Origin of the sequence: Enterococcus sp. DIV1089c (genome assembly GCF_050530965.1) — a bacterium.
GTDB lineage: Bacteria > Bacillota > Bacilli > Lactobacillales > Enterococcaceae > Enterococcus_B > Enterococcus_B hirae.
Genome location: NZ_CP172888.1, coordinates 1,334,409 through 1,358,093, shown reverse-complemented (window position 1 = coordinate 1,358,093; position 23,685 = coordinate 1,334,409). Strand labels below are relative to the sequence as shown.

The 23,685-nt window shown below is 37.2% G+C and carries 21 protein-coding genes and 1 pseudogene; 21 read left to right on the top strand and 1 reads right to left on the bottom strand.

Annotated features, from left to right (window positions below; all coding sequences use genetic code 11):
• Positions 1 to 218 precede the first annotated feature (218 nt).
• On the bottom strand, positions 219 to 608 hold the full coding sequence (locus IGL30_RS06405) for a PaaI family thioesterase (RefSeq protein WP_123874760.1): 390 nt from the start codon (positions 606 to 608) through the stop codon (positions 219 to 221).
• 127 nt (positions 609 to 735) lie between these two features.
• Here IGL30_RS06405 and menB point away from each other — a divergent pair, with 127 nt between their 5' ends.
• From menB to IGL30_RS06300, 21 genes and pseudogenes are all read left to right on the top strand, one after another.
• Positions 736 to 1,551 (top strand): 1,4-dihydroxy-2-naphthoyl-CoA synthase, encoded by an 816-nt coding sequence (gene menB, locus IGL30_RS06400; RefSeq protein ID WP_010719121.1) that lies wholly within the window; start codon positions 736 to 738, stop codon positions 1,549 to 1,551.
• Entirely contained in the window at positions 1,526 to 1,939 is a 414-nt protein-coding gene (locus tag IGL30_RS06395; RefSeq protein WP_430618095.1) for an AMP-binding protein, read from the top strand. Before menB ends, IGL30_RS06395 begins: the two co-directional genes overlap by 26 nt.
• A 62-nt stretch (positions 1,940 to 2,001) precedes the next feature.
• Entirely contained in the window at positions 2,002 to 3,021 is a 1,020-nt protein-coding gene (gene menE / locus IGL30_RS06390) for an o-succinylbenzoate--CoA ligase (RefSeq protein WP_430618094.1), read from the top strand.
• Positions 3,002 to 4,363 (top strand): isochorismate synthase, encoded by a 1,362-nt coding sequence (locus IGL30_RS06385; RefSeq protein ID WP_123874762.1) that lies wholly within the window; start codon positions 3,002 to 3,004, stop codon positions 4,361 to 4,363. Before menE ends, IGL30_RS06385 begins: the two co-directional genes overlap by 20 nt.
• Positions 4,360 to 6,108, top strand: coding sequence for a 2-succinyl-5-enolpyruvyl-6-hydroxy-3-cyclohexene-1-carboxylic-acid synthase (menD, locus tag IGL30_RS06380; protein WP_088745337.1), 1,749 nt, complete (start codon positions 4,360 to 4,362; stop codon positions 6,106 to 6,108). The genes IGL30_RS06385 and menD overlap by 4 nt, the downstream gene beginning before the upstream one ends.
• Positions 6,080 to 6,937 (top strand): 2-succinyl-6-hydroxy-2,4-cyclohexadiene-1-carboxylate synthase, encoded by an 858-nt coding sequence (menH, locus tag IGL30_RS06375; protein ID WP_409541768.1) that lies wholly within the window; start codon positions 6,080 to 6,082, stop codon positions 6,935 to 6,937. Before menD ends, menH begins: the two co-directional genes overlap by 29 nt.
• Positions 6,927 to 8,036, top strand: coding sequence for an o-succinylbenzoate synthase (gene menC / locus IGL30_RS06370; protein WP_249509768.1), 1,110 nt, complete (start codon positions 6,927 to 6,929; stop codon positions 8,034 to 8,036). The genes menH and menC overlap by 11 nt, the downstream gene beginning before the upstream one ends.
• A gap of 331 nt (positions 8,037 to 8,367) precedes the next feature.
• Positions 8,368 to 10,137 (top strand): glycoside hydrolase family 13 protein, encoded by a 1,770-nt coding sequence (locus tag IGL30_RS06365; RefSeq protein WP_123874763.1) that lies wholly within the window; start codon positions 8,368 to 8,370, stop codon positions 10,135 to 10,137.
• Between the two features lie 98 nt (positions 10,138 to 10,235).
• Complete coding sequence (locus IGL30_RS06360; protein ID WP_221179810.1) at positions 10,236 to 11,495, top strand: extracellular solute-binding protein; 1,260 nt, start codon at positions 10,236 to 10,238, stop codon at positions 11,493 to 11,495.
• A gap of 393 nt (positions 11,496 to 11,888) precedes the next feature.
• A complete protein-coding gene (locus IGL30_RS06355) occupies positions 11,889 to 13,187 on the top strand; it encodes a carbohydrate ABC transporter permease (protein ID WP_010719129.1) in 1,299 nt (432 codons plus the stop codon).
• Positions 13,188 to 13,190: 3 nt separating this feature from the next.
• Positions 13,191 to 14,042, top strand: a complete 852-nt coding sequence (locus tag IGL30_RS06350) for a sugar ABC transporter permease (protein ID WP_088775316.1) — start codon at positions 13,191 to 13,193, stop codon at positions 14,040 to 14,042.
• A gap of 12 nt (positions 14,043 to 14,054) precedes the next feature.
• Positions 14,055 to 14,870, top strand: coding sequence for a maltodextrose utilization protein MalA (locus tag IGL30_RS06345; RefSeq protein WP_123874765.1), 816 nt, complete (start codon positions 14,055 to 14,057; stop codon positions 14,868 to 14,870).
• Positions 14,871 to 15,019: 149 nt separating this feature from the next.
• Positions 15,020 to 16,186, top strand: coding sequence for a class I SAM-dependent methyltransferase (locus tag IGL30_RS06340; protein WP_010719132.1), 1,167 nt, complete (start codon positions 15,020 to 15,022; stop codon positions 16,184 to 16,186).
• A gap of 38 nt (positions 16,187 to 16,224) precedes the next feature.
• Positions 16,225 to 16,404: a hypothetical protein gene (locus IGL30_RS06335; protein ID WP_063627136.1), complete on the top strand. Its 180-nt coding sequence runs from the start codon at positions 16,225 to 16,227 to the stop codon at positions 16,402 to 16,404.
• Positions 16,405 to 16,922: 518 nt separating this feature from the next.
• Positions 16,923 to 18,214 (top strand): annotated as a pseudogene (prdC, locus tag IGL30_RS06330) (proline reductase-associated electron transfer protein PrdC).
• A gap of 26 nt (positions 18,215 to 18,240) precedes the next feature.
• Positions 18,241 to 20,088, top strand: coding sequence for a D-proline reductase (dithiol) proprotein PrdA (gene prdA / locus IGL30_RS06325; RefSeq protein ID WP_240210629.1), 1,848 nt, complete (start codon positions 18,241 to 18,243; stop codon positions 20,086 to 20,088).
• Between the two features lie 61 nt (positions 20,089 to 20,149).
• On the top strand, positions 20,150 to 20,458 hold the full coding sequence (locus tag IGL30_RS06320; RefSeq protein ID WP_010719135.1) for a CBO2463/CBO2479 domain-containing protein: 309 nt from the start codon (positions 20,150 to 20,152) through the stop codon (positions 20,456 to 20,458).
• On the top strand, positions 20,459 to 21,184 hold the full coding sequence (prdB, locus tag IGL30_RS06315; protein ID WP_317751618.1) for a D-proline reductase (dithiol) protein PrdB: 726 nt from the start codon (positions 20,459 to 20,461) through the stop codon (positions 21,182 to 21,184).
• Positions 21,185 to 21,196: 12 nt separating this feature from the next.
• On the top strand, positions 21,197 to 21,934 hold the full coding sequence (gene prdD, locus IGL30_RS06310; RefSeq protein ID WP_123874768.1) for a proline reductase cluster protein PrdD: 738 nt from the start codon (positions 21,197 to 21,199) through the stop codon (positions 21,932 to 21,934).
• A gap of 21 nt (positions 21,935 to 21,955) precedes the next feature.
• A complete protein-coding gene (locus IGL30_RS06305) occupies positions 21,956 to 22,435 on the top strand; it encodes a glycine/sarcosine/betaine reductase component B subunit (protein WP_430618570.1) in 480 nt (159 codons plus the stop codon).
• Between the two features lie 179 nt (positions 22,436 to 22,614).
• On the top strand, positions 22,615 to 23,547 hold the full coding sequence (locus IGL30_RS06300; RefSeq protein WP_034697978.1) for a dihydroorotate oxidase: 933 nt from the start codon (positions 22,615 to 22,617) through the stop codon (positions 23,545 to 23,547).
• Positions 23,548 to 23,685 lie beyond the last annotated feature (138 nt).

Sequence of the window (23,685 nt, the reverse complement as noted above, 5' to 3'; positions counted from 1 at the left end):
AAGTTAACTACTATTTTAAAAAAATGTTAGGTTAGTCTAACATTTCAGGTCGAGAAATAGAGGAGCTATGAGTTCACTATGTTGCTATAGATAGTGAATATTAATATTTTTTATCGATTGAAATAAAAATGAAAGATGTCTTTTACTTTTCCTTATTTCGATAAAGAGCAAATAAAGATGGAAATTTAATGGATGAAAGGTTGGACATAAATGCAACGTCATGTCGATTCGTTACGAACAGTTAGTGTGCAAGAACCATTGGCAATAAGATGAGCAGGGGTTGGTTCGTTTTCTTTTTCTAAATAAATTTCAGCTGCCCAAAATTGGATAGAGCGTCCAATTTTAGTCGGACGTGCGATCACTCGTAATTGTCCATTTTGAGCGCTGTTAAGGTGGTTGACGTGTAAATCTACACCTACCGCATATTGTGGCGAGCTTAAATGTTGGTTAGCACCAATACTACAAGCGGTTTCAATCAAGATACCGTTGATTCCGCCATGAAGGAAGCCAAAAGGTTGGAGATGGATGTAAGAAATCGGTAGTAACAATTCAACCTGTTCTTTTGAGATAGACATTGTCTCAATCTGTAAATATTCGATTAAATTCATTTTTAGGTTTCATTCCTTTTTTTGTTTTTTGAATAGTATAACAGAAATTCTTAAAAAATATAAAATTACAAACGTTTTCTTTGGCTTTTGTGTATAATAAGAATGTTCAACTTAGAGGAGGAATAAAATGAGAGAATGGCAAACAATTAAAGACTATGAAGAAATACTTTTTGAAAAACATGGTAAAATAGCAAAAATAACAATTAATCGACCTCAAGTACACAATGCATTCACTCCAAAGACAGTGTTTGAAATGATTGAAGCTTTTACTATTTGTCGAGAGCGGCAAGATATTGGTGTGATTATTTTAACCGGAGCAGGAGATCAAGCATTTTGTTCTGGTGGAGATCAAAAAGTTCGAGGAAATGGCGGGTATGTAGGTGATGATCAAATCCCTCGCTTGAATGTGCTAGATCTCCAACGCTTGATTCGGGTCATTCCAAAGCCTGTGATTGCAATGGTTAAAGGTTGGTCGATCGGTGGAGGCAATGTCTTACAACTTGTTTGTGACATTACAATTGCCGCTGAAAATGCGAAATTTGGACAAACAGGTCCGAATGTAGGAAGTTTTGACGGCGGTTATGGATCAGGCTATCTAGCTCGAGTGATCGGTCATAAAAAAGCAAAAGAAGTCTGGTTTATGACGAAACAGTATTCCGCAACAGAAGCTTTAGCAATGAATTGGATCAACACAGTGGTACCTTTAGCCGAAATTGAAGACGTAACGATAGAGTGGGCAGAAGAAATGTTGAAGAAAAGTCCTTTAGCATTAAGAATGATCAAGGCTGCAATGAACGCAGATACAGACGGACTCGCGGGAATCCAACAATTAGCAGGGGATGCCACTTTACTGTACTACACAATGGCTGAAGCTCAAGAAGGACGAGATGCATTCAAAGAAAAGAGAGAGCCTGACTTTGACCAATTTCCTAAATTTCCCTAAACAAAAACCAAATAGTTGGTTGCAACGACAAGCATTAAAACAGCCAGATCAGTCAGCCTTTTATACGAAAGATGTTTGTCTAACGTTTAGTGAATTGAATCACTATGTACAGCAACTTGCTTATTATTTCAAACGTTTTATAAGCAATCAACAAAAAACTATTAAAAGAGTAGCCATTTTGAGCGACAATCAGACAATGATGTATCAGTCGATCTTAGCTCTATGGGAATTAGGAATGGAGATCCAATTTCTAAATACAAGGTTAACCAGTGAAGAACTAGCTTATCAGTTAAAAGATGCCAATACACGACTATTGATCACTGAACATCCTGAACATTTTTCCTTTGAAAATGTAACCATCATTTCTTTCCCGAAAAAAAGGAACTAATCGGGAGAATTAATGAACCACCAATTGATTTCGGCTATCAATTGGAGCAAATAGCCTCGATCATGTATACATCTGGGACTACTGGAAAGCCAAAAGGAGTACCTCAAACTTTTTCAAACCATCAAGCAAGTAGCCTAGCTACACAAAAAAGTATGGCTATCGAGTCTGGCGAGAATTGGCTTTGTTGCGTCCCGTTGTACCATATCAGTGGTTTATCGATTCTTTTACGTTCCCTTGTTTTAGGAATTAGCGTTCATTTATGTGAAAAATTTCACCCATCAGAAGTCAACCAACTGATTTTAAGCGAAAAAACCGCTTATTTGTCGTTAGTCACGAAAATGTTAAAAGATCTGTTGCCGTTTGTACCAGAAGACGGTTATCCTTCTTCTTTGAAGCAAGTTTTATTAGGTGGCGGTCCGATTGAATCTACCTTACTTGAAGACTGTTGCCAGTTGAAGCTACCCGTTATGTTATCTTATGGCATGACAGAAACATGTTCCCAAGTTGTCGCAGGTAAAATCAATATGCATTCAAAGTTTAAAGACACGGTTGGTCGTCCGCTAATGGGTGTGCAAATTAAAATCGATGGGACAGATCAAGCGAATGAATCTGGAGAAATTCTTTTGAAAGGTCCGTCGATCGTTAAAGGATATCTCAACGGACGAGATCGACATTCGTGGACGAAAGAGGGCTGGTTTTGTACTGGTGATTGGGGCTATTTAACAGATACTGGTGAACTAAAAATTCTTAGTCGAATGAGTGAGCGAATCATCTCTGGCGGAGAAAATATTTACCCTGCTGAGATTGAAGCAATTTTTTTAAAAAGTCAGAAAATTACAGAGGCTATTGTTATTGGTAGAGCCGACCCTAACTGGGGGCAACGCCCAGTAGCTTATTTGAAATTAATAGATAAGGTCAGCGTTAATGAAATTTGCAATCTCATGGAGCCACTTGCTTCCTACAAACACCCTGACGAAATTTTTGTCATCCATGATCTACCAAAAACAGCCTCAGGAAAACCATTAAAACGACTTTTTTTAACAGAAGAAAGAGTGAACTATATTGACTACCAACTTATTTAATCTAAATCTACAGGAAGTACCTGAAGCTGACTATGTATGTTATAGCTTTAAGATTCCTTATGAACCGTTAGCAAATCTCTTTGCAAAAGCGAGTGAATTTAAAGGCACACGTTTCTTTTGGCAAACGCCAGACAAAAATGTCGGTTTCTTGGGGTTTGGGCGTAATCTTTTAAAGAAGCGTGGAAACTGGTCCGCCGAAGACCTGATAAATGCTAAACAAGAGTTTTTTAAAAAACTTTCGTTTCTGGTTCCTGAAAAAGAGACTCCGATTCTTTTTGGAGGATTACCTTTTGATGCTGAAAACAAAAAACAAGCGCCTATTTGGGGAGAATTGGCAGAGGGCTGTTTTATTCTACCCGAACTATTAATCAAGCAAAATCATCAGCAACTAACCGTTGTAATAATCGCAAGGAATCATTTTAAAACTTTAAAAAAACTCGATGAGTTTATTAAAGAAAAAATGAGACTCATTAATGAAATGAAAGAGCGATGTGTCCCAGATTTTTCGCCAAGTCAAATATTAAAAGAAACTGAAGTAGCTGTTCCTCATTTCTTAAAAGCTGTTGAAGAGACGATCGAAGTCACAGCAAATAAAAAATCAGCACTTAAAAAAGTGGTTTTAGCAAGACAGATGCAATTAGTTGGCAAAGAATTTTCTGTTGAAAAAATCTTACTTCATCTGATTAGTCAACAACCAAACACCTATCTCTTTGTTTTAGAAGCAAAAGGTCAAGCGTTTATTGGCGCAACACCTGAACGTTTGCTTCAGGCGACTGATACCCATTTCTTGACCGCTAGCATTGCTGGCTCTATCGCTAGAAGTTCAAACGAAAGAGAAGACGTTACATTGGGAGAAAAACTTTTAAAAGACTCTAAAAATATTGGAGAACACCAATTAGTCGTCGAACGTTTAACAGAACAGATGCACTCATTTATTAAGGGGAAACTAACAGTATCAGAAAAAAGTCTTTTAAAAAACCGAGACATTCAACATCTTTGTTTGACGTTGAAAGGGAGCCGTCAGGACGGTTTCTCATTTTTAGAAGTCATACGACAACTACATCCTTCACCAGCTTTAGGCGGTGTGCCTAAACAGGCAGCCATTGATTGGATAGCGGAAAAAGAACCTATTGGGCGAGGGTTATACGGTGGTCCAATTGGCTGGTGTAGTTTAACTGAGGATGTTGGTGAATTTGCAGTTGGTATTCGTTCTGGAGTAGTGAGTGATACTGAGGTCCAGTTGTATGCTGGCTGTGGAATTGTGCCAGATTCAACGCCTGAAGCGGAATACTTAGAAACTGCTCTAAAATTTCAACCGATGATTCGAGGTGTAAAAGAATGACGAACACAAAAGAGCTGACTGCTTATTTATTAGCATTTATCCATGGATTGAAAGAAAGTGGATTAAAAGAAATGGTCATTAGCCCAGGATCACGCTCGACACCACTGGCCTTATTGGCTTATCGTGACCCGGAAATCAATTGCTATATCAATGTGGACGAGCGTTCGGCTGCTTTTTTTGCGCTTGGTTTAGCAAAAGCACAAAAGGAACCTGTTGGTCTGATTTGCACATCAGGAACTGCTGCAGCAAATTATTATCCAGCCATTTGTGAAGCTGAGGCGTCAAATGTTCCACTCGTTGTGTTGACCGCTGACCGTCCACCAGAGGCGCAAGGCGTAGGAGCACCACAAACGATGGATCAGCAACATTTGTATGGAAGCCATGTCAAAAAGTATATCGGAATGGCTTTGCCAGAAGAAGGAGAATCTTTTGAAAGATATGCGTTTTTTCAGGGTTGGGAGAGTGCGGCTGCTGCAATAAAAATTCCTAAAGGACCTGTACATGTGAATCTACCTTTTCGAGAACCTTTACTGCCGGATTTATCACAATCATTTACACGTCATTATTCAAGAAAAGGGGAAACGATCAATAAAGTAACTTCCTTTTCGTTACCAGAACTTGATTCTTGGTTGACCAAAAAAGGGTTGATTATTGTTGGAAAAGAATTGACCACACAACAGGCAACGAAAATGATTGAACTAGCTGAAATCGTAGGATGGCCTATTCTTGGTGATCCACTTACAAATTTAGGAAATTGCGGGAAAGAAAGCGACAATTATATTTCTCATGTTGATTTGATCTTTGCCGATCAACGCTTAGAAACACCCGAAATCGTTTGGCAGTTTGGTAACTTGCCATTGGCCAAAAACCTCATGCTTTATTTAAAGCAGTCAAAAGACCTGACTTATGTCATCATTGATGAAAGCGAATCTTGGAAAGACTGGTTACATCAAAGTAATTATGTTTTACCAATTGATCCACTGACGTTTTGTAGCATGGTTAAGAACATGAGCGATGAAGCATTTCATACTCATGCAGATAGAAACTGGTTATCCTATTGGCAAGAAAGAGCAAAGCTTGCCCGACAAACGATAGAAACAACCTTACCCTTAGAGGCCTATAACGAAAGCAATGCCAGTAAGCGTCTTTTTCAATTGTTAAAGTTTGACGAAACACTCTTCTTGTCCAATAGTAATGCTATTCGTTTTATTGATCGCTACGCTGGTTTTTCAAAACAACGATTTTCAGTCTATGGGAATCGGGGAGTAAATGGTATTGACGGGATTATTTCAACAGCTGCAGGTATTTGTGCGGCTAAGAAACAGCAAACGTTTTTGTTGATTGGTGACTTAGCTTTGTTTCATGATATGAATGGATTACAAATAATCAAAGAACTTGAGCTGCCGGTGACTGTGATCGTTTTGAATAATAACGGGGGAGGTATCTTTTCTTTCCTTCCTCAAAGGGAACTAGACAACTCCTTTTTTGATCCTTTGTTTTCAACACCCTTACATCTAGACTTGGAGAAAGTGGCAGATCTGTACTGCGGCGCTTATAAAAAGCCCAAATCGCTGACTGAATTTGAACAAATAGTTTGTGAAAGTCGAGAAAGAATTGACAGTAAAGACAATAGAGAAGAGAAAGAAAATTCAACTTGGACGTTGATTGAAGTCGTTGGCGAACAAAAAGCACCAGCAGAGCTTTGGCAACACATGATTGAGGGATACGGTAATCGAAATGAGTGAGGGAAAAATAAAAATTAATGGTGTTAATTATGCTTATCGTTGGTTACAGCGAACATCTCCAATGAGACCTACTATCATTTGTTTACACGGATTTACCGGAACTTCCATGAGCTTTTCTTTGCCTTTTCAAGATTTAAATGTTTTAGCAATCGATTTGATCGGGCATGGTAAGACGGATGTTTATGTTCATCCTTATCGCTATAAGCTTCCATTACTTGTTCAAGATTTAGCACAATTGGTTTTGCAATTAAAGATCGATGCCTTTTATTTGTTGGGGTATTCCATGGGGGCCCGTACCGCGTTAACTTGGCTGATTGAACAACCAAAAGGAATTTTAGGCATCATTATGGAAAGTGGTACACCAGGCATCAGTTCTGTAAGCGAAAGACTCATACGTCAAAAAAAAGATCTTCTATTAGCGCAAAAGATCATGACTGAACCATTGTCTGGTTTTGTGGATTATTGGGAATCGATTCCATTATTTGAAAGTCAAAAAGAACTACCTGATTCGACAAGAAGAAAGATTCGCCAAGGAAGACTTATGCAACAACCAATTGGTTTGGCGCTTAGTTTGATGTACATGGGAGCTGGGCAACAGACGAATTACTGGCCATCGCTTAGAAATATCCAAAGACCGATCCTTTATTTAGCAGGAGAATATGATGATAAGTTTCAAAAAATCGGAAAAAAATTGGTTGAAGAAAATAGTCTGTTTTCCATGGCGTTGGTTCCCAAAAGTGGACACTGTATTCATCTAGAACAGCCAACGAAATTTGTTTCCCTAGTAAATCAATGGATAATGGAGAAAGAAAAAAGTGATACAAATTAGAAAAATCGAGCAATTACAACTTAAATTACCTTTGACTACCCCTTTTGAAACGAGTTATGGAATTCTAACTGAAAAAGCGTTTGATTTATTGATAATCGAAGATGAATTAGGCAATCAAGGAGTAGGAGAGTTGGTTTCTTTCCAACAAGCGGACTATATTGAAGAAACGATCGACATGAGTCGCTTGATCATCAAAAATGAATTGATTCCTTTACTTAGTATGTCTCCAATCAAAGAGCCTTTCGAAGTTCAGCGACGATTGACGAAAGTGCAAGGGAATTTTATGGCAAAAGCAGCCATGGAAACTGCTATTTGGGATTTATATGCCAGAAGAAAGAATGTCAGTTTCCGAGAAATTTTCAAAAGTATGAAAACAGAATTAGCAGTTGGGATTAGTTTAGGTATACACACAGATTCTGCAAAATTGTTAAAACAAGCTCGAATGTATGTTTCTCAAGGCTATACGCGGTTGAAGTTAAAAATCAAACCAGGTTACGATATCGAACCATTAACCTTATTACGAAAGGAATTTCCTCACTTGCTTTTGATGGCAGATGCCAATTCTGCTTATACATTAAAGGATCTACCGATATTGTTAGAATTGGATCGATTAAACCTAGCGATGATTGAACAGCCTTTTAATCAACGGGATTTTATCGAGCATGCGTATTTACAGAAACAATTAAAAACACCAATTTGTTTAGATGAGAATATTCGTACACTAAATGATGTTAAAACCGCTCATACCTTGGGAAGTTGTCGTGGGATTAATCTAAAAATCCCCAGAGTGGGTGGGATCGCTGAGGCATTATCCATCGTAACATTTTGTCGTGAACATAACTTGACGGTGTGGCTAGGTGGAATGTTTGAATCAGGAGTAGGACGTTGCTTAAATATACAATTTGCCAGCCAAAATGATTTTACTTTCCCTGGCGATATATCGGCATCAGATCGCTATTACTACGATGATATCATCAAAAATAAAGCTTGCCTCACTGATGGGAAACTTGCAGTTCCCTTAGGAAAAGGCAATGGGGCAGTCCTTGATCAAGAAAAAATCGAACGTTATTGCTACAAAAAGGAACTCCTTTTTTCTTAATAATAAACGTTTGACAAATAATATAATCACTGTGGTCGTCGTAGAGAGATACACCAAGTAATCATAAAGAATCCAAAAGCAGCTCTTTCTCTTTTGGATTCTTTCTTTTTGTTGAACTTTTTTTATATGAATCAGCAAGTAGCGAGTATAAAATTACGCTTTCTACAATACCGATAATTTAGCTAATGTCGCCATTGACCTAACTTCTCCTTTTGATGAGATAATCATGGGAAACAGAATTCTGTTACCGATAACATAAATGAAAGCGTTGTCTTTTGTTGTTCACTCTTTTATAGTGAACACGTAATCTTAAATATGAAGGAGGAAATACATGAACACCGCAGCAATTTATCATCGACCGGAAAGTGAATATGCTTTTTTATATACACCTGATACTTTCAGAATTCGTTTACGTACCTGTAAAGACGATGTAAAAAAAGTTTATCTTATTAGTGGCGATCCTTATACGATTGATTCACAAAAATGGTATCTGGAAGAAATACCAATGAAAAAAAGTCTGAGTACTTTAGTTCATGATTACTGGGAAGTGGAACAAACAAGCTCGACTAGAAGGTTACAATATGGGTTTCATATCGTAGGGATTGATGGCACAGAATGTTTTTACGGGGATCAAGGGATTTTTGCATATGAACTAGCAAACTTAGCAGAAGCAAATTACTATTTCCGGATACCCTATTTTCATGAAATTGATCATTTCAAAGTGCCGCAATGGGCAAAAGAAACGATTTGGTACCAAATATTTCCTGAACGATTTGCGAATGGCGACTCAACTAACGATCCAGCTCATACGCTACCATGGGGAAGTAAAGCACCTGACCGAGATGATTTTTTTGGCGGTGATTTACAGGGTGTGATTGATCACCTCGATTACTTAGTTGATTTGGGAATCAACGGTATTTATTTTTGCCCGATTTTCCAAGCTATGTCTAATCATAAATACGATACGATCGACTATTTGAAAGTTGATCCAGCCTTTGGTGACGAACGCTTGTTAAAAGAATTAATCGAAAAAGCGCATAAAAAGGGCATCCGCATCATGTTAGATGCTGTTTTCAATCATATTGGTAGTGACTCGCCCCAATGGCAAGATGTGATCAAAAATGGCGAAAAATCAATTTATAAAGATTGGTTCCATATTCATTCTTTTCCTGTGGATGCTTATCAAATGACGGATTTACCCGAAACAGCAGCAAATTTATCTTATGATACGTTTGCTTTTACACCTTTCATGCCTAAACTCAACACAGCAAATCCTGAGGTTCAATCGTACTTACTAGATATTGCTGCTTATTGGGTGAAAGAATTTGATATTGATGGGTGGCGTTTAGATGTCGCTAATGAAGTCGATCATCATTTCTGGAAATTGTTCCATGAAAAAGTCACTGCAATCAAACCAGATATTTATATTTTAGGCGAAATCTGGCATTCATCCCAAGCTTGGTTACAAGGAGATGAGTTCCATGCTGTAATGAACTATGCGTTTACAGACTCAATCAAAGACTATTTTGTCAAACGAAAAATCACTGCTTCACAAATGGCAAGTGGCATGAACCATCAGCAGATGCTGTACCAAGATCAAGTAAACGAAGGAACATTTAACTTATTAGATTCCCACGATACTGCGAGAATCCTAACCTTGTGTAATGGAAATAAAGAGTTGATGAAAGCTGTACTTACTTTCATGTTTTTACAAAAAGGCGCACCTTGTATTTATTACGGAACGGAAATCGGATTGACTGGAGAAGATGATCCTGATTGTCGTAAATGTATGATCTGGGAGAAAGAGCAACAAGATACGGAATTATACGGTTTTATTAAAGAATTGATTTATCTTCGGAAACGATTATCTGAAATTTTAATCACAGGTACGATTTGCTGGGAGCTAATTGATGATAGTCAAGACGTGATTCATTTTTCTCGTGAATTGAACGGCCAAAAGATCCATGCTATTTTTAATCAATCTTCTACAGGTTATTTGGTTGATCAGAAAAATGAAATTATCTTAAGCCAAAATAGTGAATTATTAAATGATGGGAAAGCTGAAATTCAACAATTCGGATTCATTTTGATGTGTGAATAACTTGTTACCGGTAACATGCAGAAAGCGTTTGCAAACTGTCGTTTTATAACAGTATACTCTTTATACAAACAACATTTATGGAAGTGGAGGAACAAAAAGTGAAGAAAAACTATGTTAAAAAATTAGGGTTGGGTTTATTGTCACTTGGTATTTTAGGTGGATTAGCAGCTTGTGGTAATGGAAAAGCTGATACAGCTAGCGGTGGAAATGATGAAAAAACATTAACTGTATCGGTAGATTCTGGTTATAAAGATTACATCAATGAGATCAAGGGTGATTTTGAAAAAGAGAATGATGTCAAAATCAAGCTAGTTGAAAAAGATATGTTCGATCAATTAGAAGCGCTTTCTTTGGATGGACCTGCCGGTAAAGGACCAGATGTGATGATGGCAGCCTATGATCGAATTGGTGCGTTAGGACAACAAGGCCATTTAGCGGAAGTCAAATTAGGGAATGAAGCCGACTATGATGAAACAGATAAAGCACAAGTGACCTATGACGGAAAAATTTACGGCGAACCAGCGGTGATCGAAACATTAGTCTTGTACTACAACAAGGATCTAGTAGATGAAGCACCAACCACTTTCAAAGAATTAGAAAATCTAGCCAAAGACAAACGCTTTGCCTTTGAATCAGAAGCAGGAAAAAATACTGGATTCTTAGCAAAATGGACTGATTTCTATTATTCTTATGGTTTACTAGCAGGCTATGGCGGGTATGTTTTTGGTGACAACGGAACTAATCCATCAGATATTGGTCTAAATAATGCAGGATCAATCGAAGGAATCACTTATGCTACAAACTGGTTCCAAAATGTTTGGCCAAAAGGGATGCAAGATATCAAGAGTGCAGGCGATTTCGTTAGCCAACAATTCATGTCTAACAAAGCAGCAGCAATCATTGATGGTCCTTGGCAAGCACAAACTTATAAAGACAACAAAATCAATTATGGGGTAGCAAAAATTCCAACATTGAACAACGGCGAATCTTATCAACCGTTTGGTGGAGGAAAAGGTTGGGTAGCAAGTAACTATTCTAAAAACAAAGAATTATCACAAAAATGGTTAGACTATGTGACAAACACAAAAAATCAAGAAAAATTCTTTGAAATGGTCAATGAGATTCCAGCCAATCAAGCAGCACGTGAAACAGCTAAATCAAAAAATGATGAATTGACAACTGCGGTGATTGATCAGTATGAAACTGCGCAAGCAATGCCAAATATTCCAGAAATGGCTGAAGTTTGGACTGGTGCTGAAAACTTAATGTTTGATGCAGCTTCAGGTTCTAAATCGCCAAAAGAATCTGCTAATCAAGCAGTGAAAACCATAAAAGAAGCGATTGAGCAAAAGTATTAAAAGTAACAAAGCGATCTCTATTCACGATCAAATGGATATTTTTACTAGATCTGGTGATAGTAGACCACTAAATCTCATTTGGTCAACCAAATCATAAAATAAGTCATGGATCAATAGGTGAAACAGTTGAACGGTGTATTTTCTTTAACTGTTTCACATTGATTCGTGTGAATAACATCCACGAGCAGAGTTTTTTATAGCAACTGAGTGAGGACTACAAATGAATGGAAAATGGTTTTTGATAGCAATTATTGATGACTTTCATGGATAGCTACTATTTATAGTTACCATGTATAACTGCTATGAATAGTTACTTATAGATGGCTATTATGGATAGCCGACTGATTCATTTCCTTGCGCAAAGAATAAAATAGTAGTACTGGGGGTATCGTTATGCAAGACGAACAAAATAATATCAATGTAAGAAAAATTACACTTATGTCTCTCATACCTGGCTTAGGGCAATTTGCTAATGGTCAAGCGTTCAAAGGAATCGTATTTCTAGGTATTTTCGTAGCATTTATTCTACAACTGATAGTTGGTGGCTTCCACTCCTTGATTGGCTTAGTCACACTGGGAACGGTTCCGATGGAGGATCACTCCTTATTTATTTTGATTCAAGGAACGCTGCAACTAATCATTACGGTTATTTTTTTTATTTTCTATGGACTGAATCTGTTAGATGCCAAACGTGTCGCAGTTTTACGCAAAGAAGGTAAGAAAATCAACCGAACGATGAAGGAAGTTATACATAATATTGGTGATGAGGGTTTTCCTTATTTGCTTACACTTCCAGCCTATCTTTTGATGATTTTTACGATTATTTTTCCAGTTCTAGTCACATTATTTACAGCATTTACCAACTATGATTTCAAACATATCCCACCTGCTAGTTTGATTGATTGGATCGGAGTAAAAAACTTTTTTAGTATCTTCTTCTTAAGTTCTTACCGTAATACCTTTTTCTCTGTGTTTTCTTGGACTGTTATTTGGACACTATGTGCAACGACACTTCAAATCACATTAGGTATTTTTACAGCCGTTATTGCTCACCAAAAATTTATTAAATTTAGACGTTTTTTTGGTATTATTTTCCTTTTACCATGGGCGGTACCAGCATTTATAACAATTATGAGTTTCTCTAATATCTTCAATGATAGTGTGGGGGCGATCAACACCCAAGTGATTCCTTTTATCAATCATCTGCCATTCGTAGACATTAGCGCGATTTCATGGAAAACAGATCCATTTTGGACGAAAGTTGCGATCATTATGGTTCAAGGGTGGTTAGGATTCCCTTATATCTATGTCATGGTAACAGGTATTTTACAATCCATTTCTGAAGATTTATATGAAGCAGCAAAAATCGATGGTGCAAATGCTTGGAAACGTTTCTCTAATATCACGTTACCGGCTATTTTTCTAGTAGCAGCGCCAACGTTTATTACTCAGTATACTGGTAATTTCAACAATTTCTCGATGATTTATTTATTTAACAACGGTGGTCCTGGAAGTGTAGGAGGGGGCGCAGGTTCAACAGACATCTTGATTTCTTGGATCTATAAACTAACGACGGGAACCTCGCCACAATACTCCATGGCTTCAGCCATTACACTAATTATTTCTGCAATTGTCATTTGTGTTTCTTTACTTGTGTTTAAAAAGACTAATGCATTTAATATGGAGGACTAAGCGATGAAACAATTTAATTCAAGTGCTAAATTCCAACGAAGATTGTCACAATTCTTGACCTATGTTTTTTTGATTCTTTTGTCGATCATCATTATCTATCCATTGTTGATTACAGCCAGTACAGCATTTAAATCAGGTAATATCGCTGCTTTTAGTCTGGATTTATCCAGTGACTGGACACTAGAAAATTTTAGACGGCTATTCTCAGAAACGTTATATGGTACTTGGTATAAAAATACCTTGATTATTTCCATTTTAACAATGGTTATCCAAGTGACTGTTGTAACATTGGCTGGTTACACTTATAGTCGTTACCGTTTCATTGGGCGCAAATCAAGCTTGATGTTTTTCCTGATGATTCAAATGGTTCCAACGATGGCTGCATTGACCGCTTTTTACGTCATGGCTTTTCTACTTAACGCCTTAGATCGATACTGGTTCTTAACAATGATCTATATTGGTGGGGGAATTCCGATGAATACTTGGCTAATGAAAGGTTATTTTGATACTGTTCCACTTGATTTAGATGAATCTGCTAAATTAGATGGAGCTGGTCATTTCCGGATTTTTCTACAAATCGTTTTACCGTTAGTTAAACCAATGATTGCCGTTCAAGCATTATGGGCCTTTATGGGACCGTTTGGAGACTTCATGCTCGCTAAATTTTTACTACGCACACCAGAAAATCAAACAGTGGCAGTTGGTTTGCAAACATTCATTTCTGATGTGACAAATCAACGGGTTTCATTATTTGCCGCAGGAGCGATCCTCATTGCATTACCGATTTGTTTATTGTTCTTCTTTTTACAAAAAAACTTTGTCACTGGTTTGACTTCTGGTGGCACAAAAGGTTAGGAGCAGGTGTTGATGCAAACATTTCCTTTGAATTACTTTTCTCATTTAAATAGTCCTAGACGTCTATTTGCTGGTAGAAGACAGTTGTCATGGCCTAAATTGAGTCTGATCTTTCTTTTCTTGGTCGCGTTGATGGTTATGCCGATTACCATGTATTATACCAATCAGGTAAAAGCAATCCCTATGGAGCAATTTTTGACAGTTCACCAACTAATTGATCAAGATGGAGTAAATAAATTTTCAGAATCACCCATGGAGAATGGGCAAATAAATCACTCACCAATAACGATTTATCAGAATAACGAAATACTGATTGGGTCAGGATTGACGAAAGAACAAAAAAACGAAAAAAACGCCTTTATTGATTTCGCAAAAAATCATTGGACAATCCAGCAAAAAGAACAGGGGCGTATAAGAACCTATCAAATGAATTACCAAGCGTCTTTCAATCCCGAATCAGTCCGAACGCCACAAGAGTTTCAAGCATTTTTAGAACAGGAATTTTACGCCAGTAATCGTCCAATGATTATTTTATCTTATAGTATGAGTTTAGGAATCATCTTATTTATAATGACTAGCTTCATTTTATTTGGTGCTTCTTTCTTTTTATGGCTAACTAGAAAGAGTCGTTTTTCTTCCATCCAAACATTCAAAGAAAGTGCCAATTTAATGTTGAATGTGATTGGAGTTGGCTCCATTATTGCCACGATTGTTGGATTCTTTTATTTTGATTTTGTTTTGATGTTAGGTATTCAATCAACTGTTTCAGTTCTTTTATTGCTATGGATTTTTGCTAAAACTGGCTTTAAAGATGAAGTCAAGGCCTAAGATCATCAACTAATTATGAGAAAATAAATGTGAAAATAATGAAAATTTGATAGGTAACAAAGATTTTTTTCTGAAAAATACCCTTCTGAGTTGATTCTTTTAATTTTTAGTATTAACGTTAAATAGTAGCAATTCTAAGGAGGAAAATCATGTTAGAAAAAACAGTATATAATCAATTATTTTCACGTTCTTTCTCACTTCCAGTCGAAGTTACTTACTGGGATGGTACGACAAAACGCTATGGAGATACTGACAATCCTCCCCAAATCAAAATTAAGATCCATGAAGAAATACCAATGAAAGAAATCACAAATAACGCCTCTCTAGCTCTAGGTGAAGCTTACATGGATCATCGTATTGAGATTGAGGGAAGTATTCAAGCGTTGATCAACGATGCTTACCAACAAGCAAACAGCTTTTTAAGAGGGAGCGACTATTTAAAATGGCTTCCTAAAAAGCAAAAACACACAAAAAAACAAAATCAAGCAGATATTCATGCACATTATGATCTAGGAAATGATTTTTATGAAATGTGGCTAGATCCAACATTAACCTATTCTTGTGCTTATTTTGAGACACCTGAAGATACATTGGAACAAGCCCAAATCAATAAAGTCCACCACATCTTAGATAAACTTTTTATCAAGGATAATGATACGTTATTAGATATCGGTTGTGGTTGGGGAACCTTGATGTTTACAGCTATCAAAGAATACAATGTAAAAGCAACTGGTATTACCTTGAGTGAAGAACAATATAACCATATTACTAATCGGATCAAAGAAGAACATCTGGAAGATAAATGTCGGGTCTTATTAATGGATTATCGTGATCTAAAAGATGAAACGTTTGATCATATTACAAGTGTCGGGATGTTTGAACATGTGGGAGCAGACAACTTAAAAGAGTATTTTGGTGTCATACAAAAATTACTAGCTCCTAAAGGAACAGCGTTGATTCACGGTATTACTCGTCAGCAAGGTGGGGCAGTTAATGCTTGGATCAACAAATATATTTTCCCGGGTGGATACATTCCAGGATTAGCAGAAATCGTAACAGATATTACGGATAATGATTTACAGTTAATTGATTTAGAAAGTTTGCGCCGGGACTATCAGCTTACTTTAGAACATTGGACAAATAATTTCCATAAAGTACAAGACAAGGTAACAGAAACTATGGGCGATTCCTTTTATCGAATGTGGGATCTTTACCTTCAAGCTTGTGCAGCATCTTTTGAATCAAGTAACATTGATGTTATCCAATACTTACTTGTTCAACCAAGTAATAATGATCTTCCAATGCATCGTGCATAAGGGGAGAAACCTAATAAAAAATATTAATTAAGATTCGCATGAAAAGAGGCTTTGAAAGAAGCAACTCCTCCCTTATTATTGAGGAGTTGCTTCTTGAACGCCGTGAATCAGAGGTCGTAAAAACATCGGGTAGCTCTGATGACAATAAGAAAGAATTTTTTGAAACAGCTTCTCATGTTTTGAAAAATTCAGGCTTATTTCAAGGAGCTGATGTTTGAACACCGTTTATTCGTTTTTAGAGATACTAGAAGAGACTGAGACAACTTTTGTCCCAGTCCCTTTTTTATTGTGAAAATGTCTATTGCTCTCTAACATATTTTTTTGATTTTTTATTAGCTAAAAAATGAGATGATTATCGAGCTGATTTTGCCAATAGAATAGAACAGATATTGAAAGAGCAACCTTGCTAAACTGTATTTTTTGATGAATGAAAATGAAAAAATTATGATAATCAAAATTGCATAGACTATAAGTGTCGTTCAATAAAGTGAAAAAAGATTTTCCATCAGTTCTCACTCTATGTATATAATCATTAAGTACATGTTGTTATTTTTTATCTATATTTAAATAAAAAACAGTACATATATTTTCGTTGTTATAAAAGCGTTTATAGAACTATAAATAACAATTATTTATAAATAAATCGTTCATCAAACCTCCATATTGTGATATTATAAACATGAGCTGTGGGTGGCTAGTTTACTCAAGTTCAAGTAAAACGAGGGAGGTGAAAAGAGTGGAAAAAATTCTTATACCATTAAAACAACATGTAGGCGATTCATCAAAGAGTATGGTAAAAATAGGCGAATATGTGCAACGTGGACAAAAAATTGCTAAACCAGATGGATTAGGAGCAAACATTCATTCTAGCTTTTCAGGCGTTGTATCAGAAGTAACCAACGATCAGATTGTGCTAAAGATTGATGAAAAGCAAAATTTTTCAAGTTATCTTCCTATTCCAGAAACATCCTCTTATATTCAAGCAATCAAAGAAGCCGGAATTGTCGGAGCTGGTGGAGCTGGGTTTCCGACAGATATAAAATTATCTTGTGAAATACCAGAAGGCATCTTTATCGCAAATGGTGCAGAATGTGAAGCTTTATTACTTCACAATGTAAAGCAAATGAAAAGTCAAATCAAACAATTGATTCGTGGAATAAAGTATTGCATGAGCATTACGAAAGCACCCAAAGGAATCATTGCCGTTAAAAGAAAACATCGAGAGTTAGTCATACAATTGTTAAAGTTTACCAACAATGAACCGACAATAGATGTTTACCAATTACCTGACATCTATCCTGCAGGCGATGAACGTGTAGTGATTCGTGAAGTGTTGAACATCACTTTAGACCCTGGTCAACTGCCAATCGAAATCGGAGCAGTAGTGGATAATGTTGAAATAATTAAACGCATTGTCGAAGCGATTGAACAGCGAAAACCATTTATTGATAAAGATCTTACGGTATCTGGTCGTGTAAAACAAAAGAAAACAGTCTTTAAAGATGTCCCAATTGGAACACCTGTCAAGCAATTAATTGATCAAGTTGGAGGTTTTATTGAGCCCCATGGAGAAATTGTGATCGGTGGACCAATGACTGGTCATAGCGGCACGGAAGAAACCCCCATTACGAAAACCAGCGGAGGGGTATTGTTGCTATGCCATTTCCTCAAGAACATCGAAAAATAGGACTATTACTTTGTGAATGCGGCGGTTCAGAAGAAAGAATGACTGAAATAGCTGAAAACATGGGTGCTGAAGTTGTTGCTACACAACGCTGTAAGCGAATGGTAAAAGTGAATGGAAGATATAGATGTACCTTGCCAGGTATATGTCCAGGACAAGCACAAACAGTCTTTGCTTTGAAAAAAGCAGGTGCTGAAGTTGTGATGACTGGAACTTGTTCTGATTGAACGAACACCGTTATTGGTGTAGCTCCTAGGTTAGGAGTTCCGGTTTATCATCATACAGATCATGTACTTCGGGCAGATGGGCACAGACTATATCGTAAATTACCTACAACGAAATAAATTTAAATTTTAGGAGGATTTAACGAATGTCTATTACGGCTGAAACTGCTCAAGAACATGCAAAAGATCTAGCTGTACTCTGTTGTCGTGCGGAAGCAGGCACAGTGATTACGCCAGAAAATCTAGAGGACCCCGCAATTTTTCTTGATCTGGAAGAATCAGGGTTACTTGAATTTTCTGAAGATGTGTTAACAATTGAACAAGTACTTGGTACAACATTAAAAGAAACAACGGATGCGTTGATTCCATTGACAAAAGAATTACTGGAAGGTGTATCTGAAGGAATGAAAGAAGTTCATTTAAATGAAAAAAAAGAAGTTGAGACTTCTGAAACAATTGCGACGCCAACTCAAACTGCTTCATCTTCTGTAACAAGTGGTCAGACTATTAAAATTCATATTGCTGAAGGAAAAGGAATTGATTTAGAGCTTCCTTTAATGATGGCTACTCAGTTAACCGAAACGGTAAATCCTGAACCGGAATCAATAATTCCTGAGCAAGTAACGCCAGTAATACCAGCACCGGTTTTGGAAAACTCAAATCAGGTGAAAGAAAAAGTGATTCGTTCTGTACGACATGATCATCTAAAAATTGATCAGGTGATTTTTGGGGAAGAAACAAAAATCGAAGGAACAACTTTAATTTTACGAAAAATGACAGAAATTTGTGCTGAAGCAGTTGAACTGGAACAGCTCGTTGAAGATATGACTTTAGAAATCATTACACCAGATAAATACACTGAATATAGTGAAACGATTATGGACGTTCAGCCAATTGCCGCAAAAGTTGAAGGCGATCTTGGGCATGGAATTACCCGAGTACTGGATGGTGTCGTCATGGTTGTTACAGGGACGGATGCTAATGGAGTTCAAATCGGTGAATTTGGTTCTTCTGAAGGAGAATTAGATCGTAACATTATGTGGGGACGACCTGGAGCACCAGATAAAGGAGAAATCTTTATTAAAAACCAAGTGACAATCAAAGAACACGCGAATATGGAACGTCCGGGTCCGCTAGCCGCTCACAAAGCTTCTGATTACATCACTCAAGAAATTCGTGAAGCCCTCAAAAAAGCGGATGAATCATTGGTGATACATTCAGAAGAAATTATACAGAAACGTCGAATTGGCAATAAGAAAGTTTTGATCATCAAAGAAATAATGGGGCAAGGTGCGATGCATGATAATTTGATTATGCCCATCGAGCCAGTTGGAACATTTGGCGCAAAACCAAATGTTGACCTTGGCAATTTGCCAATCCTATTGGCACCAACAGAAGTATTAGATGGAGGAATCCATGCGTTGACTTGTATTGGACCGGCTTCGAAAGAAACTTCACGCCATTATTGGCGGGAACCGCTTGTTAAAGAAGCAATGGCAGATGAAGAAATTGATTTAGTCGGTGTTATGTTCGTCGGCTCTCCACAAGCGAATACTGAAAAATATTATGTTTCAAAACGTTTAGGAATGACTGTCGAAGCCATGGACATTGATGGTGCCATTGTAACCACTGAAGGTTTCGGAAATAATCATATTGATTTCGCTTCTCACATGGAAGAAATTGGAAAACGTGGAATCAAAGTGGTTGGCGACTCTTATAGTGCTGTTCAAGGAGCCTTAGTTGTTGGTAATTCTGAAATGGGCGCAATGGTTGATAATAATAAATCAAAACAAGGGATTGAAAATGAAATTTTATCAAATAATACCTTGTGTAGAGAAGACGCCATTCGTGATTTAGCTATGTTAAAAACGTTAATGGGTGGAGGAACAATTAAACCAGCTGAACGTAAATGGAATCCGAATGTCAAACAAAACAACATTGAGATTATCGAAAAAACAACAGGAAGAAAAATAGACCTGGAAGAAAATGAGTAATCTTTGCCGAAAAGTAAAAAACGTCAAGAAATTTATGAAAAAGAATAAAATAAGGTGCAAAATGGATAGAATCGAAAAATTAAAGTATGTCTCTACTGAACAAATGTTTGAAGGGATACTTGTTGAAGTTCGAGATGCGAGCGTAACTATTGATATCAAAGGACGACTAGGTCAATTAAAAATTCCGCGGCGCATGATTATTTCAGAGTACGATTTAAAAATAGGACAAGAAGTTGGATTTTTGATGAGTTATCCAGAGGTTTTGGAAGAAGCAGCCAATACTCATTACGTGGAAGCAATCACAGAACATGAACGTCGCCGTTTAAAAAATCAACAGAAGAAAATAAAAATGAGAGAGGAAAATGAGTAGATGAGTTTAACAGTATTCGAAGGATTACAGTCAGAAATTTTTGTACCAATCACACCCAAATCCGTCTTTACGCCCGTTAAAAAAGAGCTGAAAGAGATGCGGATTGCTTTAGCAACGACAGCTGGTGTCCACTTAAAAAGTGATACACGTTTTAATTTGGCAGGAGACACAACGTATCGTGAGATTCCAGATGGAGTACCAAGTGAAGATTTAATGGTCTCACATGGTGGATATGACAACGCAGACGTTAATCGGGATGTCAATGCAATGTTTCCGATTGACCGATTACATGAATTAGTAAAAGACGGCTTTATTAAAGAAGCTGCCCCTGTACATTATGGCTTTATGGGAGGCGGCGGTGACCAAGATGCCTTTAATGAACAGACGGGACCAGAAATCGCACAAAAACTCGTAGAAGAAGAAGTTGACGCAGTTGTTTTAACTGCTGGTTGAGGGACCTGTCATAGAACTGCCGTGATCGTGCAGAGAGCAATTGAGGAAGCAGGGATTCCTACTATTTTAATCGCCGCATTACCACCAGTAGTACGGCAAAATGGTTCACCTAGAGCCGTAGCACCACGTGTGCCGATGGGCGCTAATGCCGGAGAACCACATAATATTGACATGCAAACGGGTATTTTAAAAGATACTTTAGAAAGCCTAGTTTCAATTGAAACACCAGGGAAAATTGTGCCATTACCTTATGAATATATCGCTCATGTGTAAAGAGGGATCAGCATGCAAGGAGAAACATTAAAAATGAAAGTTTTCCATATGGAAAAAGTTTCCATAGGAAATCAATTTAAGCTTGATCACAATCAACTACAGATAAAAACTGAATTTGATTGTCTGTGTGAGGATGTCAAATCCTTGACGATCCGATTGTTAGAGCCAGATCAGTTAGACCTAAAAACAAATACTATCATGGATATTTTACCAATTTCTGCTAAAGTATTAGGCGTTTTGGGGACGGGTATCACCCATACATTAACGGGAGTGTCGGTCATAATGACCGGCACAATCGATGAGGGTGAACAGCTCCATGAGTTTGGTTCTTCTGATGGTGTATTGCGTGATCATTTATTTTTAAATCGACCGGGCACACCTAACGCAGAGGATTACATTATTTTGATTGACTTACTTGTCAAGAAAGGAACACCTTTCGATCGTGAGTTATGTTTAAAATTATTTCGGATAGTTGACAATTATCTGGAGGAAATCCGAGAACAATTAAAGTTGCTAGATGGTAAGGAAGCAACGGAAACACATATCTATGAAGAAAAAAGAAATCCGGGAAAGCCAAAAGTGACGTTGGTCAAGCAGGTAGCTGGCCAAGATGCGATGTACGATATGTTATTATTTCCAGATGAACCTAGTGGGTTTAAGGGTGGTCATTCGATTATCGATATGAATAATATGCCCATCTTTTTATCTGCCAATGAGTATCGTGATGGTGCCATTCGTTCAATGGTCTAATTGTTAGAAAAGGGGATTTTTATGGGAATAGGACCATCAACTAAAGAAACTTCGATGCACCTTTTTAAAGATTCTTTACTGGATGTTTTAAGCAAAGATCCTGACATTGATTTCCAAGGTGTTATTATTATTGGCACGCCTCAAAGTAATGAAATGAAACATCTAGTCGGACAACGAACAGCTACTTGGCTAGAAGCGATGGCTACAGATGGCGTTGTTTTATCAACAGATGGTTGGGGAAATTCAGACATCGATTTTGCCAATACCCTAGAAGAAATAGGTCGTCGTGGCATCAGTGTTATTGGGCTCAAATTTATTGGGAAACAAGCCAAGTTTGTCGTAGAAAATGATTATACAAAATATGTGCTGGATTTTAATAAATCACAAGCAGGGATTGAAACGGAAGTGGTTGGAGAAAATACGATCACTTTCTATGATGCAGTTAAAGCGCTCGCTTTTATAAAACTAAAGATGCGTAAAGATAATCAAAAATTGAAGTAACGTGGAGGTTAGTATGAAAGTATCAAAAATGATATCAGTAGTAGATACCCATACAGCTGGTGAAGCCGCTCGGTTAATTGTAGGAGGCTGAAAATGATGATTAATTGGCTTGAGCCTATTTGCTTTTGATCGACTTGATGATAAACTAGAAAAAATGATTCATCAAAGGAGAGAATGACTTGACCTTAGAAACGACTTTTTTTAATCATACTTTTGCTAACCCTTTTATGAATGCCTCCGGTGTTCATTGCATGACAACGACAGAACTAGTTGAATTGGAACAATCCAATGCTGGCGCTTTTATCACAAAGAGTTGTACACTGAATGAACGTGCTGGAAATCCAGAACCTCGTTATTTCGATGTACCTCTTGGAAGTATTAATTCCATGGGATTACCTAATCGTGGATTTGATTATTACTTAGATTATGCATTGAACTATGAAAAACAGCAGACACAACCGCTCTTTTTCTCTATTGCAGGCATGAGTGCAGCAGAAAATTTGGAAATGTTGACATTGATTGAAAAGAGTGACTTTCAAGGAATCACTGAATTGAATCTTTCTTGTCCCAATGTTCCTGGCAAACCACAGTTAGCCTATGATTTTGAGGCGACGGAAGATTTATTGCAACAAGTTTTTGCCCGTTTCACCAAACCATTAGGAATCAAATTGCCCCCATATTTTGATTTGGCGCATTTTGATCAAATGGCTGAAATTTTGAATCAATTTCCTTTAACTTATGTAAATTCTATTAATAGTATCGGCAATGGTTTGTATATCGATCCTCAAAAAGAAGCAGTCGTGATCAAACCTAAAGAGGGTTTCGGTGGACTTGGTGGAGAATATGTGAAACCAACCGCTTTAGCGAATGTCCGTGCTTTTTATACTCGCTTGAAACCAGAGATCAAAATTATTGGTACTGGAGGCATTCGAAATGGACAGGATGCTTTTGAACATTTATTATGTGGAGCAACTATGCTACAAATCGGTACCGAACTTCACAAAGAAGGACCGAAAATTTTTGATCGCATCACGAAAGAACTCGAACAGATCATGACAGAAAAAGGGTATCGAACCATCGATGAATTTAGAGGGAAACTAAAAACGATCTAATCGTTAACGATTCTCTAAGTGATAAAATAAAAGACAACAATAAAAAATAAGCCAAAGAATCCAAACATAGTTTCTCTTATTTTGGAAATCTTTGGCTTATTTTTATGCGATCCGGTGGTTTTAGAATAATAACTGGTG

What these genes read in the sequence shown, in the direction of transcription:
- IGL30_RS06405 (WP_123874760.1), bottom strand. Translation starts at nt 608, where the DNA reads ATGAATTTAATCGAATATTTACAGATTGAGACAATGTCTATCTCAAAA.
- menB (WP_010719121.1), top strand. Translation starts at nt 736, where the DNA reads ATGAGAGAATGGCAAACAATTAAAGACTATGAAGAAATACTTTTTGAA.
- menE (WP_430618094.1), top strand. Translation starts at nt 2,002, where the DNA reads ATGTATACATCTGGGACTACTGGAAAGCCAAAAGGAGTACCTCAAACT.
- menD (WP_088745337.1), top strand. Translation starts at nt 4,360, where the DNA reads ATGACGAACACAAAAGAGCTGACTGCTTATTTATTAGCATTTATCCAT.
- IGL30_RS06365 (WP_123874763.1), top strand. Translation starts at nt 8,368, where the DNA reads ATGAACACCGCAGCAATTTATCATCGACCGGAAAGTGAATATGCTTTT.
- IGL30_RS06355 (WP_010719129.1), top strand. Translation starts at nt 11,889, where the DNA reads ATGCAAGACGAACAAAATAATATCAATGTAAGAAAAATTACACTTATG.
- IGL30_RS06350 (WP_088775316.1), top strand. Translation starts at nt 13,191, where the DNA reads ATGAAACAATTTAATTCAAGTGCTAAATTCCAACGAAGATTGTCACAA.
- IGL30_RS06345 (WP_123874765.1), top strand. Translation starts at nt 14,055, where the DNA reads ATGCAAACATTTCCTTTGAATTACTTTTCTCATTTAAATAGTCCTAGA.
- IGL30_RS06340 (WP_010719132.1), top strand. Translation starts at nt 15,020, where the DNA reads ATGTTAGAAAAAACAGTATATAATCAATTATTTTCACGTTCTTTCTCA.
- IGL30_RS06335 (WP_063627136.1), top strand. Translation starts at nt 16,225, where the DNA reads ATGAAAAGAGGCTTTGAAAGAAGCAACTCCTCCCTTATTATTGAGGAG.
- prdA (WP_240210629.1), top strand. Translation starts at nt 18,241, where the DNA reads ATGTCTATTACGGCTGAAACTGCTCAAGAACATGCAAAAGATCTAGCT.
- IGL30_RS06320 (WP_010719135.1), top strand. Translation starts at nt 20,150, where the DNA reads ATGGATAGAATCGAAAAATTAAAGTATGTCTCTACTGAACAAATGTTT.
- prdD (WP_123874768.1), top strand. Translation starts at nt 21,197, where the DNA reads ATGCAAGGAGAAACATTAAAAATGAAAGTTTTCCATATGGAAAAAGTT.
- IGL30_RS06305 (WP_430618570.1), top strand. Translation starts at nt 21,956, where the DNA reads ATGGGAATAGGACCATCAACTAAAGAAACTTCGATGCACCTTTTTAAA.